This window comes from Reichenbachiella sp. (assembly GCF_965223055.1).
In the GTDB taxonomy this organism is placed as follows: Bacteria; Bacteroidota; Bacteroidia; order Cytophagales; family Cyclobacteriaceae; genus Reichenbachiella.
The window spans coordinates 666,233-680,831 of sequence record NZ_CBDCVM010000011.1; the positions used below are offsets into that span (position 1 = coordinate 666,233).

Genomic DNA, 14,599 nt, shown 5'->3' on the forward strand with positions numbered 1-14,599 from the left:
ATGGCTTATTGCTGCATTTTAGTACAACTTTCAAGCCATTCAATTTCAATTATTTTTTCTGTATTCTCTTTATGAGATTGGCTTCTGGTGTTTCAATCTTAAGTAGGTAAACTCCATTATCTAATCCTGAAATATCAAAACGTTTTTGGGGTCTATGAAATGCCAGCACTTCTTGCCCTCTCAAATCATACACCACCAAAGACCGAACTTCTACGTCCTCAGAAATCATAACATACTGCGATACCGGATTGGGGTAAATTTGTATAGAATGCGCTGGATTTTCCATGGCACTCAATACTTCATTGATCTGCAAAACTCCATTTACTAGCGTCAATTCATAATTGTTGGCAGAGCCCCCGGACAATACGATATCATAAATACCGGCGACGTCTGACTGAGCATCTGTAGATGCGGTAGGCGCTTCGATATCCGAGGCAGTATCATCTAAAACAAAACCATCATAGGTCATTGTTAACGCTGGAATATCATCTCCTAAGCTCAGTGTAATATCATCCGCAGTAATAGTCAAAGGTGCTTTAGTGACGGTCAAAGTCCCTACCCGAGGATCAAGTTCGATAGTATAGTTATTGTCTGAACCGCCTGTCAATGAAAGATCATACAAACTTACCTCACTACTGGCTGTAGCATCAGTTTCCACCTGGGGCAATACGTCAATATTCAGATTCCGTATCGCCATTCTTAAAACCCGAATAACTCACACTTAAAACTGTGAGCTCTTCTCCATATACTTTCGATTGGTCCTTGACCTGGGCAGAAAGTGAGGCTTTCCCGATAGTCAGCGAGCCTGTTTGGTAGTCAAAATCATAATTGACTGCTGCAGCCTCCGAAGCAGTGATGTCATATTCACCAACATCAGAAGTAATCGAAGCACTAGTACTCAATACCGGCATTGCAGTCAATTCCGATTCGTCTTCCTCTCCAACAAACCCAGTAATTTGCTGAGTTAAGGTAGGAATAGCACTTCCATAAATGACAGATTGATCCTCTGGTACAACGGTCAGCGTGACTTTCTCTACAGTCAGGGTTCCATCCTGATATACAATTTCATAATTATTGTCCGTCCCATCTTGATTTACAGCCAGCACATAAGCTCCTGCGTCTCCTACTGCTTCTTCCGGTGAAACACCACTAGGCTCGTTATCCAGTTCCTCGGCCGTTTCATCATTTACGAAACCTTCGTAGGCGTAAGTGTATTCCGGTTCTGGGTCTCCGTAGATCATAGATCTATTTTCAGCAGTGACGATCAATTCGGCTTTATCTATGGTCAAAGTTCCATTTTGAAGTATTAGGTTATAATTATCCGATTCGCCTCCTGTCAACTCTATCGAGTATTCACCAACACCATCTGCATCTACTACAGGGAGTGGCGGGGTGATATCTGACACTGATTCGTCATTTACAAACCCATCATAAGTCATACTCAGGTCAGGAATAGCCTCTCCATAACTAATCTCATAATCATCAGCGGTGACATTTAAGTCCGCCTGGGCTACGACCACCATCTCTTCCACATAGCCTGGCTTATAATATTCATTTTCAGGTTGCGATGCAGAGATTACTACTTCACCAGCACCAAGCACCGATGCCTCCATGCCCGACAAATCTATGATACCCGCGTCTGAAGTTGAAAGCGAAATTGGTTCGCCAGTATTTGAATTCAACTCGATATTAAACGGTCCATCTCCATAGGTTTTGGTGCCTATTTCTGTTAAGTCTATTACTTGATCCTGTCGATAGCCATAGAGGCCAGCAAAGTATTTAGTAGCAATTCCATTAACAGTTGAAAAAGCGCCTCCTGCATAGAGTCTATTTCCTACAGTCCCCAGAGCATAGACTGCACCATTTCCAGCATCTGCTTTCCAATCTGCTAAAGCTCCAGAAGACCAATCTACGGCAGCCATGCCAAATCTATTGTTTAATTGTGCACTTTGCACTCTATAGAGTTCACCTGCGATATATAGTTTTTCATTCATCACGTCAAAATCATATACACGGCCAGTAATGTTGAGATCAAAATTTATTATCTCCAGAGAGGTTGGGTCTAGCGCCACCAAATTTTTCTGATCAATGAGGTCAAAGTGTTGGAAATCTCCACCAATGAGTAGTTTATCATCAATCAGCTTTATTTTTCTCACGATTCCTCCTACGTTAGGGTTCCACGAATCCAAAGTACCTGAATGAATATCAATGGCTCCAAGATAAGGCCTAGACACTCCTCCGACCTGAGAAAACTCACCGCCTATGATTAGTCTGTCATCTACAATGTCTAAACTGTGAACAAGCTGGTTTGGAAATTCCGGCACCCAAGGGTCTAGTGCACCTGATTCTCGGCCTACGGCAGCAACTCGCTGTCTACTCTGACCTCCTACACTTGTATAGTTACCTCCTATATATATTTTATTCTCAGATTCGGCGAGGCAGGTCACTTTTGAGTTGACTTGAGCGTCCCAGGCAGTCAAATCGCCAGTGGTCAAATCAAAGGTGACCAATCCTGTTCTGCTTTCCCCTGCGATTTCACTGAAGGCTCCACCAACGAATAGCTGACCATCAAGAATCTTCATCACATAAACCGTACCTGTAACAGATGGCGCCCAATCAGTGACTAGCCCAGTACTCAACTCCAAAGCCATTAGCTTGCTGGAACTTGCTCCTCCCATGGATTTATAATTACCGCCAACAAACATTTGATCCCCGTCATCACACAAAGTATAGACATGACTGTCTGGTGATGGATCAAAAGACAACAAAGCGTCGGAAGTGGCATCTAAAGCCGCCAGGTAATTTCTAGCAGTGCCACCAACAGAAGTGAAAAACCCTCCGATATAAACAGCTGAACCGTCCACTAAAATATCTCTTACCGTACCATTAGGAGAAGGGTCCCAACTGGTCACTGTACCAGTCGTTGCACTCACACTGGCTAGTCTACTACGAGATTCTCCATCCAACAGCGAGAATTGACCGCCTACTAAAATATCAGCCCCATATTTGTTAATGGAATAAACTGTACTGTTGGCTCCTGGATTCCAGTCGCTAAGCGAATGATCCGACAACGCATATTTGGCCAATCTATTTCTGTCGGTGCCACCAATCGTGGTAAATGTTCCTCCCGCATAGAGGTCAGTCCCATCTAGCATCAAGGCATAAACGCCTGACTGATCCATGTTTGGATTCCAAGCGGTTGCCGCGCCATTTATCAGGTCTACTTCAGCCAATCCTTTCCTTGAAGAAGATCCAACATGCGAAAAGGTACCACCCAGGTACACATGAGTATCATTAGCAACTATAGCCTGCACTTGTCCATTTGGCTCAGGGTTCCAGGCTTGCACTTCTGCGGTTTCTGCGCTAAGTGCCAGGGCATATTTCTTACTTTCTCCCCCAATAGCACCAAAAGCACCGCCCACCAGCACTTCATTTTCGCTGGCGCTTAAACTATAAACTCTATTGTTTGTGACCGGATTCCAGCCTATAGACGAACCCGTTTCTAAGTCAAAAGCTACCAGATTATTGATGCTTTCAGCTCCTACTGCAGTTAACTGACCACCAATGTACATGGCATTTTCATGAAAAATGGCTGTTTCGATGGTGCCGCTCAAATTTGGCGCCCAAGCATCGAGCACACCAGTAGTAGCATCTACTGCTGCCAATCGATTTCTACTAGTACCTGATATGGTGCTAAAATTTCCATGCATATACACTTTGCCATTGTGCTCTTTGATCCAGCGCACATCGCTGTTTGCATCAGCATTCCAGCTCGTGGCCAGACCAGTAGTTCGATCTATGGCTGCTACTCGCTCACGATCGGCCCCACCAATGTTGGTGAAATGACCTCCCACATAAACCACCGATTCGGCAACATGAACAGTAGAAGTGCTGTTGTTGGCATTTGGATTCCAATCCAATAACTCTCCGGTCATCGCGTCGACCGCAGCTATTCGATTTCTGGTCATACCATCTACCACGGTAAATCCACCTGCTAAATACAACTCTCCAGCATGAATATCTATGTCCATAACATTATATGTATCCACTTGCCAAGGCAAGACCTCTCCATTCTGGACATCGAATGCCATCAGATTCTCTCGGTTATAACTTCCCCATACCGATTCGTCTGCGGCCCCTAGCAAGATATGGCCATCAAATTCAGCAAACCCATACACCGCTCCAGAACGACTGGGGTACCAATCTCCTGGTTCTCCAGAAGCAGCATCTAGTTTGGCCAGGTAAGGATGAGACTGATGACTAATTTTTTTAAATCCACCGCCTACATACAATTGATTTTCTACTAGTTTCAATTGAGTCACCGAACCATTTGGTGCAGGGTCCCAGGCCTCGGCCAAACCCGTGATTAAGTCTATTTTCGCCAAATTATTTCTATCCTCTCCCCCGATGTGGGTGAATGACCCGCCCACGTAGGCATGAGTATCAGAGCACACTACATCCACTACAGTAGCATCGGCATCTGGATTCCAGGCAGTAGCTAAACCTATAGCTTTGTCCACCGCTGCGATATAGTTTCTACTTTCACCACCGATAGAGCTAAACTGACCTGACACCAATATGGCATTGGAAGTTGATGCTATTTTTAGAGAATTCGCGGTATTCGGACTCGGATTCCAAGGTTGGAGTTCTGCGGTAATGGCATCGAATGAAGCCAAACCAATTCTAGCATTCCCGTCAACTGTAGAGAATGTACCTGCGGCATATACAATATTGTTGTCCACCTCCAGATCGTACACTGAATTGCTAAGTATACCAGCATCCCATTTACTCAATCGACCAGTCGTCAAATCAAATTTAGCCAATCGATATCTTGCATATAATCCAACATAGTTAAAACCACCGCCAAGGTAAATTTTGCCATTGTAAATCCCTAAGGCTTGAACTCCGGCATCCACTTTTGGATTCCACGAAGTAACCAGACCAGTAGATGCATCTACCGCAGCGGCATGCCTCCTTTTTTCTCCTCCAATCGTCGTGAACCCCCCGCCAAGATATACGACCCCACCGGATATTTCAATCTTGGATATTGACGAACTGGCATCTGGATCCCATGCGGTCAGAAGACCGTCGCCCAAAGTAAAAGAGGCTATTCGATTTCTTGATTGACCTGAAATGGTCGTGAATTGCCCACCTACATACAAGATCCCATTGTCAACAGTCAAATCGTTTACACGGTCATCAGGTGCAGGATTCCATGCTGTAGCTAATCCGGTAGTAGTACTAATCTCTGCTAAATGAGACCTCGACTGCCCGCCAATAGATGTGAAATATCCTCCTACAAAAGCACTTGTGTTCGATATATCGATAGAATTTATAGCTCCGTTGGGACTTGGATTCCAATCCGTGGCCAGACCTGTAGCAATATCAAGCGCCGCTGCATGCAGTCTTGATTGGCCGCCGATATTACCGTAGTTACCTACCGCGTAGACCAATGAACCTTCTAGCTTTATATCGTATATCGTTCCGCTAGCACTCGGATTCCAAGCAGTAACGGATCCGGTGGACACATTGAACGCTGCTATTCGATTTCGTGAAGTACCTCCGATAGATGTAAACGAGCCTCCTACATACAGCGTACCATCTGACAGCTCTAAGGTTTGAACCGTATTGTTTGGATTAGGATTCCAGTCGCTCAATTCTCCTGCACTAGTAAGATGTGCGAGGCGGTTTCTGGTTGTATTGCCGACTTTGGTAAATTGACCACCAATGTACCAACCGCCTTGTCCATCAGAGACTGTCGCCCAGATTGTACCATTTACTGCTGGCCAGCCCTGGCTGAGTGTGCCATCTGCATCAATTTCAGCACCTTTAGTTCCTGAGATGGTATTTTCATCGGTAATTGAAGTAAAATTTCCTCCAAGATATAACTCGTCGTTTTCCAAATACATGGTTCGAACATCACTGTTCAACCCATAGTCTTTAAAAAAATCAGTAACTGTGCCGCTAGCATCCACATGCGCCACTCTGTTTCTTTTCTTAGCACCCACCGCATTAAAACTGCCGCCTAGATACCATCCTCCCTGACCGTCAGAAATAACCGAATATACCGCTCCGTTTACTTTCGGAAAGGAAGAATTTATTTTGCCCAATTCATCCACCAAGGCTGCTCCACTTACTATGGATTCTCCACTTTCATATTCCGTAAAATCTCCTACAGCATAAAGTCTATTATTATAGATTTCTAATGACTTCACTGCATAATCGAAAGAAGCCCCAGCAAACTTTTCGGACACTTGACCTTCTGCATTGATGTGAGCAATATTTTTTCTTGGTTCACCTCCCACAGTCAAAAACTCACCACCAATAAACCAGCCGCCTTCATTGTCGCTGACTGTGGTGTAGACTGTTCCTGATACTTTTGGGAATGACCCAGTCAGCTGACCCTCATCTAAAGACAGCACAGAGGCTCTATTGGCTACTTCTCCTCCATAGGATTTGAAATTGCCACCTACATAGATGACACCGTTTTTTTCAACCAAACTATTTACAGTCCCATCCAAATTGAAGTCTTTGCCCCAATCCGATACCGTTCCGTCTGCTCGAACATGCGCCAGGTATTGCCGATCCTCACTCCCTACTTTGGTAAAGGCTCCGCCTAGGTAATATCCCCCTTCTCCATCAGACAAACTGGCATATACTATCGCATTGGGTGCGGGGAAATGGCTGGGCAACAAACCATCCGACTTATTGACGGCTGACCCATATTGGCCAATTATTCCAGCTTTGTCAAAATCACCTGCGAGATAAATTCGATCTCCGGCCTCATCGATAGCCACCACATTGACCGCTGCATTTACTTTGTTACTGTATTCGCTGATTACATTTTGTGCAAAAATTGAATGAGTCAACCCCATCAATACCATGCACAGGACTCCCCTGAAAAGGGACTCCTTTTTCTTTTTCTTTCCTTCCATTAAAATCTTTTTTTAAAATTTAATCTGGCCAAGGCAGGTCACAAAATTCCTAATAAGCCAAAGATTAAATCGGCGGTAATTTTAGCAGAGAGAACATATTAAAACAATACTCATTTCTGCGTATTTTTTAGCTATTCAGAAGTAAAATTGGAAAAGGCAACAAAACCAACCCACAGAACAAACCCTCTGAGGGTTGCAATTTTCAATTAAAATCAGCTAATCAGTCGGCACGCTGTAAAAGTCATTGTCTATTTGGCCAGACCCAGGGCCTATCATCAAATACTCGGCGAGCATTTCCTGACTGGCAGTTTCTTTAGGTCCATCCAGCAGTTCGCCAGTAGTCACTCCGGCCGCAGCAAAAACCGCCCAGTCAGTTTTGACCAAATCGTGCAACATCAAGACTTTATCAATGTCCGTGCCTTCCGACAAAAGCCCTTCTCGCTCTTCCCCCTGCTGAGGTGCCAGTTGGCCCTGCATGTCTCCACCCAATGCTAAAACGGCCGCTGCCGTAATCACCGCCTCAGGTGCACCTCCGATCCCCATCAAAGCATCTACCTCACTATCTGGCAAAAGCGCCAAAACCGAACCGATGACATCCCCCTCAGGGTGTAAATCAACAGTGGCACCGCAGGCTTCTATTTCCTTTCTGAGCTGGACATGTCTTGGTTTGTCCAAAACATATATCTTCAAGTCTGACACCTGTTGGTTTGAAGCCTTGGCAATCGCCTGTAGGTTTTCTTTTGTGGATTTATTGATATCGATCACCCCTTTCGCGGCTGCTCCTACCACAATTTTCTTCATATAATAGGCACTGCCTGCATCCCAAAAACCACCCTGATCCGTAGCAGCCACTACAGCTATAGCATTGGGTTTTCCGGCAGCCATGAGGGAGGTGCCTTCTACCGGGTCCACGGCTATATCTAATTTCAGACCTTTTTCATTTCCTAGTTTCTCTCCAACATAAAGCATGGGTGCTTCGTCCTTCTCACCTTCTCCCACTCTAACAACAGCATCCATATGAGCTTGTTCGAATGCAGTGCGCATGGCGTCTACTGCTGCCTGATCACCTGCTTCCTTTTCCCCAGTCCCCACAAAGTCCTTTGCCGCTGCCGCTGCCGTGCATACCACTTTTTTCAGGTCTTCAACCAATTGCTCTTGTTGTGTCATGCAGCAAAACTATGACTCACCATTCAATCTGGAATAAGATTTAATGATTTTATTCTAGTTGGAAATAATAACCTTGAGTAACGACTTCTAAAACAATCTATTCCATCCTGTTATACTGAAATTCAGTAACTTATGCTTCATAACAAAACTGAAAACTATGAATCGCAGAAACTTCTTATCTCAATCGAGCCTTGCCTTTGGTGCCACACTCACCGTACCTGCCTTGTCTAGCTGTGAAGCCGAATCTAAAAGCAACCCCACCGTGCCTGCCTTGGATGGCAGCTGGGAGTCGGTACGTGATCAATTTATCCTCTCTCACAAAAACGTACAGATGGCGCAAATGCTTTTTGCCTCACATCCGCTTCCAGTTCGTAAAGCTATCGAGATGCATCGCCAAAAATTTGACGAGAGCCCCGTAGAATATTGGGAAGAAAACTTTCTGACGGTAGATGATATACAATGTGAAGCTGCCGCCCAATATTTAGGCGCGGATAAAGAAGAAATCGCACTTACAGACAGTACCACCATGGGACTAGCTTTGCTATATTCAGGGTTGAAATTGAAAGAAGGTGATGAAATTTTGAGCACGACTCACGACCATTATGTGACTGATAAGGCGATTGACTATGCTGCCGCTAAAAATGGGGCATCCGTGCGGAGAATAGCCGAATACGACGACCCTGCCAACGCCACAGTCGATGAAATAACGAGCAAAATCGGCGCTGCCATTTCAGACAAAACGCGAATAGTAGCAATTACCTGGGTGCATTCTTGTGACGGACTCAAACATCCGATCAAAGAAATCGCAGAAGTGGTAAAACAGGCCAACAGCAACAGAGCTGAGTCTGATCGCATTTATCTCTGTGTAGACGGCGTACACGGGTTTGGCGTGGAAAATATTGACATCAAAGCTATGGGATGTGATTTCTTTTGTGCAGGCACACACAAATGGCTTTTCGGCCCCAGAGGAACCGGGATTATATGGGCTAAAAAAGACGCCTGGGATATGATGCTTCCTACCATTCCGGCCTTTTCTGACGATCCGTACTACATGTGGATAGGCAGCACCCCGAAAGGCCCCATCGCCTTCAATCAATTGCAGACACCCGGCGGCTTTCATACTTTCGAGCACCGATGGTCGCTCCATGAGGCCTTCAAATTTCATATGGCGATCGGCAAGGAAAAAATAGAAAGCCGTACAAGAGATTTGGCCAGAATTGTTAAGGAAGGCATCGCAGAGATGAGCAATGTGACTTCTACTACCCCGATGGATGCCAAATTGTCTTCTGGAATCAATGGATTTCGTGTGAAAGGTATGAATGCCGAAGAAGTAGTGAAAGCGTTTCATCACAAAGGTGTCATCGCCAGTGCCTCTCCTTATGCTGACAGTATCCCCAGACTCACCCCTTGTGTGATAAACACTGAAGAAGAGGTAACGTTTGCACTCAACGCGTTACGTGAAATCAGCCAGTCTGTGTAAGTTCGAAGTAGACCTGGAAATAATAGAGGCTTTCAATCCTATGAAAGCCTCTTTATTGTTAGCTTCGATTCTATTAAGAAAAAATACCATGAGCAATACCTTAGTTACCACCACGATAAAAAACCACGTCCTCCACATCGTGCTCGATAGATCCGAGAAGATGAACGCGTTTACCTACGCCATGCTCCAGCAGCTGTCTGAGGCCTACACTGAATTGGAAAACGATCCCAACATACGTTGTGGGCTGCTGTATGCCAATGGAGATCATTTTACGGCTGGTCTCGATCTAGCTGATGTGTCCAAACACATTCAGCAAGGAGCTAAACTTTTTGAGGATGGAAAAATTGACCCGCTTCAGATTTTTGATAAGAAAAGAACTAAACCAGTGGTCATTGCTGTGCAAGGCACCTGCTTAACGATTGGCATAGAAATGATTTTAGCCAATGATATCTGTGTCGCAGGCCACGACAGTAAATTTGGTCAGATAGAAGTCAAACGAGGCATCCTTGCCTTTGGCGGAGCCACCATCCGATTTCAACAACGATGTGGCTGGGGCAATGCCATGAAATATTTGTTGACCGGAGATATGTTTGATGCCGGGGAAGCTTTACGAATAGGCCTGGTACAAGAGTTAAGCGATGAACCGGTAGCCCAAGCCAAACAATTGGCTGAACGCATAGCCGCACAGGCACCGTTGGCTGTACAATCTACTTTAGATAGTGCTAAAACAGCCATTCTCGAAGGCCACGAAAAAGCAGAAGCAGGTCTCATGCCAGCCCTTCATCACCTGATGCAAACCGAAGATGCCAAGGAAGGATTGCTATCCTTTTTGGAAAGGAGGGAAGCAAATTTTAAAGGAAAATAAAATGAAAGGCATAGACATCACCAGACCCGATAAGCTATTGCTCAAAGGCATCAAAACTTTAGGAGCCCTCGGACAAAACCTATATTCAGACAAAAAATCTGAAGCCAAAGCCAAGGCTGAGCTCACTTTTATTGGCCAGAAAAAAATGGAGTCGGTACAAAGCCAACTCTTTCAATTCGACGCAAAGAATTATACGATCGAAAATGATCTGGATGATTTCAATTTCCTCCAAAAACCTCAAGGACATAATATCTCCTGGCTCAACTTTCATGGTGTACACGATGTGGAATTGCTCCAAACCGTAGGCAAAGCCATCCATCTGGATCGGCTTACCATTCGGCAAATACTGGATACAACCCAACGCCCTAAAGTAGAGGAATATGATGATCACTTGTTTTTCAGTGTAAAATCTATTGCCAAAAACAACGAAGAAATCGAAGTCGAGCAACTTTCTTTCGTGTTGGGCGATCACTATGCGATTTCTTTTCAAGAAGAAGTAGGCGATCACTTCGACGGCATCAGAAACAAACTGAAAGAAGGGTTGGGCTTTATCAGAAAACGGTCCAGCGATTACCTCCTGGCTCAACTATTGGATGCCATTCTTGACAACTATTTTGAAACTATCGATCAAACCAACGAAGCTATTTCACTCATTGAAAAAGTAGTGATAGAGGATCCGGACAAAGCCACGCTAATCGTACTGGAAAAACACAAACAAAATGCCCAAGTCATCAAAAAAGCACTCAGTCCATTCAAAGAAGCATTAACTAACCTTATGAATGGTGACAGCAAGTTTATTGATGCCAACAATCTCAAATACTACAGAGACCTGGGCAACTCGGCCGCCGCGGCCATGGAAGAAATAGAAGCCACGCTTCGCACATTAGAAGGTCTGACTAACATCTGCTTTGCCTCCCAAAGCCAGAAGATGAACGAAACCATGAAGGTTTTGACCACCGTAGCCACGATTTTCATCCCGCTGACTTTCATTGCCGGTATATACGGAATGAACTTCGACAATATGCCCGAACTGCACCACCCTTATGGATACTTCTATACCTGGGGAGTGATGGGGGTCATTTTTGTGGCGATGCTCTTTTATTTCAAGGTCAAAAAGTGGATATAACAAAAAAGCTTCCAATTCCGATAGCTATCGGGAGGAAGCTTTTATGTGCCAGAAGTGGGACTTGAACCCACACGACTCGAAAGTCACAAGATTTTAAGTCTTGCGTGTCTACCAATTCCACCATTCCGGCAGTAGACGATAAGAGTGGTTCGAAAACAAAAAAAGTGTATGCGCGATGCTTATGCACCTTCTCACTCACATACACTCTCACACTCAATTGGAGCGAAAGACGAGGTTCGAACTCGCGACCTCCACCTTGGCAAGGTGGCGCTCTACCAGCTGAGCTACTTTCGCTTTTTATCAGCCCGATTGGCTAATGGAATGCAAAGATAGATAGCCACTTTAATTTATCAACTCTTTCGTCAAAAATTTTAATAATATTTTTTAGGCCGCGTGTCGGAGGATTCTGAAGCTACTGATCAGCTTCTCTATGATCACTAAACAGATGATTCCTTCTACCACCAAAAACAGCTGTCGGAGCCTTGGATCAGCTATAATATCAAGCATCTCTAGTGAACGAGTTTTCACTTGATCCAGGTAAGTGATTTCCAATTCGGCTCCACTCGTACCAATAAAGAAATAGGATGCAGCGATAAGCATGGCAAAAAACACCATCAGCCAAATCAATAGCCTGAAATTGGCATTCCGCTTTTTGGCCAAGAGGGCTGAGGCAATTACCGTCGAGGTAAAATTGGTGCCGACTTCCTTCAGTGGAAGCGACTTCATCCACTCGTCGAGATCCTGAATGTCACTCAGTTCGTCTGGCACACTATTGTTTTCCAGTGAGTCAAAATGCTCTATATCTTTTTCATTACCCTCCATGACTTTCAAATTTAGTGTTTCTACAATACTTGATTACAGAATACTCTCTAATTCTGTGGGAAGCATTCTTTTCAATATCTCCGCCAACTTCTTTCTTGCTCGGAATATTTTCACCTTCAGATTTCCCTTATCTATTTTGGTCACTTCTACAATCTCATCCATTTCCAGTTCATCAAAATAGTACAAGGTGATCAGCAAACGTTCTTCGTCTTTCAATTGGCCGACGGCCCTATTCAAATAATAAGTCCTATCCTTAGCATTTAATCCTCCGAACTCTTCGAAACTGGAATACTCGGTAATCCCACTTGGTCGACTGTCAATGTCTTCCGTTCTGATTCTTTTTTTCCTTGTCCGGCTGATCGCCATGTTCATCACAATACGATAAAACCAGGTAGTAAACTTCGATTCACCTTTGAATTTATCGATGGAGGTCAACAGCTTAACAAAAGCATCATGAGCCACCTCTTCAGCATCCTCTTCATTTTGAAGAATTCGATCAGCTATGGTGAATGCAAAATTCTTATGCCTATTCACTAGCATTTCAAAACTGGACATATCTCCAGTTTTAATCTTCTCTATCAATTGAATATCTGAAAAATTCTCTTTCACTCACTAGTGAGGTTTAATGCATCAAGATTTACCTGTCAAATTACTATATACTGATATTAGACTTTATATTATTAATACTCATTCCAATAATCACCGATGTGACGCCATGAGTTTCATTCAAGTTACAAAGAATTAATTTTTATTTTTTTGTAACCAGCAGCAACTAGCAGGTGTCCAATGGGCAAATCAAAAATTTAAAATTATGCAAGGACCAGAATTTTTAATCCCAATTGTTTTCTTCATCTCTATAGCCGTTGTTGCTATCATTATCAGAAAATTTCAGAATGATGAGCGATTAGCACTCATAGAAAAAGGAGGCGACGCCAATATTTTCAATCGCACTTCTAAAGGTAGCTCATACCCAGCATTACGCTACGGACTTTTGCTTATAGGAGCTGGCATCGGCATCCTGGTAGGAAATCTTGTAGCAGAATCCAGAATCATAGATGATGAAGCCGCCGTGTTCTCTTGCCTTATGATATTTGGAGGAATAGGTCTTTTTGCTTCGTATTTTATTGAAAGAAAAGAAGCCGCCAAGCAGGAGGAATAGGCGATTTTATGTCGTCTCAAATGGTGCGTCATTGCGAACGAAGTGAAGCAATCTTATCATTCGATCCATATTCGAAGACTAAGATCACTTCGTTACACTCGTGATGACGTATTTAATTTTTGAGACTTCTATTTCTTATGATTTAAACACATTCGCTGCTCCCGCCTCACTGCTGTCAAAAACACGAATGCCAATGACCTCCGCTTCGGCGGTCTTCTCGCCCTGACAGAAAAAGTCACATTGCATCACCGTTTTTCGCCCTTTTACTTCTATCACTTTTGCTCTTAACTCTACCGGATGTTTGTTTGAAGTCGGCTTCAGATATTTCACATTCAACGTACCCGTAGCATATCTGTACTCAGGCATGGTGTCCAATTCCCGCCCTTCTTCCTTATAAGCATGAGCCATGGCCGTACCCATACAATGACAATCAATCAAAGTAGCCATGATCCCGCCATTCATCAAGTCCGACCAGCCATGATAGTGCTCTTCTGACTGCCAGTGACAAACCGACTCATCGCCTTCCCAGTAACTTTTGATATGTAACCCCTGGTCATTGTTAATACCACAGCCAAAGCAGACATTCTCTGGCATGTGATTTTGAAAATATTTTTTATCTGATGAATTCATTAAATTTCTATTTGGGTTGAACAACGAAGATGGAAAGAACAAACAAAAAACCGAAGCCAAAGTCTAAAAAAGGTAAATCAGAAGAAAAGTCACCTGACCCCAAAACCAAAACGACGCCTGACACTCCTCAGGAAGGAATACCAGACGTCGATTTTAAAAGATTCTTAGGTTGTGGTTGATCAGATGGTAGCATATAAAAATGCTGCCAGACCAGCCGCCCATACCAGGAAATATGCCCTGAGTATTTGGACTCTTACTTTTTCTACTGCTGTTGACATAAAATAAATTTGTGGTGAATTACAAACAATTATATGCTGCAAGATATATGTCAACCCTAGCTAAGTCAATTAGTACATTCTCCTAAAGTATTTTTGCGCTTTTTCCTAGTGGACAATTTATAAATCACTGAATAACA

At 43.9% G+C, this 14,599-nt stretch carries 11 protein-coding genes and 2 tRNA genes; 5 read left to right on the forward strand and 8 right to left on the reverse strand.

From position 1 onward, the window contains the following. Window positions 1–49 precede the first annotated feature (49 nt). The 3 genes from ACOQO5_RS14195 to glpX all read right to left on the reverse strand — a co-directional run bounded on the left by ACOQO5_RS14195 (window position 50) and on the right by glpX (window position 8,102). Window positions 50–697 (reverse strand): MBG domain-containing protein, encoded by a 648-nt coding sequence (locus ACOQO5_RS14195; RefSeq protein WP_420582347.1) that lies wholly within the window; start codon window positions 695–697, stop codon window positions 50–52. After that, entirely contained in the window at window positions 672–6,935 is a 6,264-nt protein-coding gene (locus ACOQO5_RS14200; protein WP_420582348.1) for an MBG domain-containing protein, read from the reverse strand. Before ACOQO5_RS14200 ends, ACOQO5_RS14195 begins: the two co-directional genes overlap by 26 nt. A 216-nt stretch (window positions 6,936–7,151) precedes the next feature. Continuing rightward, window positions 7,152–8,102: a class II fructose-bisphosphatase gene (glpX, locus tag ACOQO5_RS14205; RefSeq protein ID WP_420582349.1), complete on the reverse strand. Its 951-nt coding sequence runs from the start codon at window positions 8,100–8,102 to the stop codon at window positions 7,152–7,154. 157 nt (window positions 8,103–8,259) lie between these two features. Between glpX and ACOQO5_RS14210 the strand changes: the two genes are divergently transcribed. From ACOQO5_RS14210 to corA, 3 genes are read left to right on the forward strand one after another with little or no spacing between them, the layout of a single operon-like run. After that, the gene (locus ACOQO5_RS14210) at window positions 8,260–9,582 is read left to right on the forward strand and encodes an aminotransferase class V-fold PLP-dependent enzyme (RefSeq protein WP_420582350.1); all 1,323 of its coding nucleotides are present in this window, start codon (window positions 8,260–8,262) and stop codon (window positions 9,580–9,582) included. After that, a complete protein-coding gene (locus ACOQO5_RS14215) occupies window positions 9,560–10,447 on the forward strand; it encodes a crotonase/enoyl-CoA hydratase family protein (protein WP_420582351.1) in 888 nt (295 codons plus the stop codon). The genes ACOQO5_RS14210 and ACOQO5_RS14215 overlap by 23 nt, the downstream gene beginning before the upstream one ends. A 1-nt stretch (window position 10,448) precedes the next feature. After that, window positions 10,449–11,573: a magnesium/cobalt transporter CorA gene (gene corA, locus ACOQO5_RS14220; protein ID WP_420582352.1), complete on the forward strand. Its 1,125-nt coding sequence runs from the start codon at window positions 10,449–10,451 to the stop codon at window positions 11,571–11,573. Window positions 11,574–11,619: 46 nt separating this feature from the next. On the opposite strand, the gene ACOQO5_RS14225 is transcribed toward corA, so the two are convergent. The 4 genes from ACOQO5_RS14225 to ACOQO5_RS14240 form a co-directional block, all read right to left on the reverse strand. Then, window positions 11,620–11,703, reverse strand: a tRNA-Leu gene (locus tag ACOQO5_RS14225). A gap of 88 nt (window positions 11,704–11,791) precedes the next feature. Then, a tRNA-Gly gene (locus ACOQO5_RS14230) sits at window positions 11,792–11,867 on the reverse strand. Between the two features lie 90 nt (window positions 11,868–11,957). Continuing rightward, window positions 11,958–12,395, reverse strand: a complete 438-nt coding sequence (locus ACOQO5_RS14235; RefSeq protein ID WP_420582353.1) for a hypothetical protein — start codon at window positions 12,393–12,395, stop codon at window positions 11,958–11,960. Between the two features lie 33 nt (window positions 12,396–12,428). After that, window positions 12,429–13,004 (reverse strand): RNA polymerase sigma factor, encoded by a 576-nt coding sequence (locus ACOQO5_RS14240; protein WP_420582354.1) that lies wholly within the window; start codon window positions 13,002–13,004, stop codon window positions 12,429–12,431. 202 nt (window positions 13,005–13,206) lie between these two features. Between ACOQO5_RS14240 and ACOQO5_RS14245 the strand changes: the two genes are divergently transcribed. After that, window positions 13,207–13,554 carry a DUF6249 domain-containing protein gene (locus ACOQO5_RS14245; protein WP_420582355.1) on the forward strand — a complete coding sequence of 116 codons (348 nt, stop codon included), beginning with the start codon at window positions 13,207–13,209 and terminating at the stop codon, window positions 13,552–13,554. Window positions 13,555–13,689: 135 nt separating this feature from the next. Here the strand turns inward: ACOQO5_RS14245 and ACOQO5_RS14250 are convergent, their stop codons facing one another. Then, window positions 13,690–14,184, reverse strand: a complete 495-nt coding sequence (locus ACOQO5_RS14250; RefSeq protein ID WP_420582356.1) for a PaaI family thioesterase — start codon at window positions 14,182–14,184, stop codon at window positions 13,690–13,692. 29 nt (window positions 14,185–14,213) lie between these two features. Between ACOQO5_RS14250 and ACOQO5_RS14255 the strand changes: the two genes are divergently transcribed. Then, a complete protein-coding gene (locus ACOQO5_RS14255; protein WP_420582357.1) occupies window positions 14,214–14,363 on the forward strand; it encodes a hypothetical protein in 150 nt (49 codons plus the stop codon). Window positions 14,364–14,599: the final 236 nt, after the last annotated feature.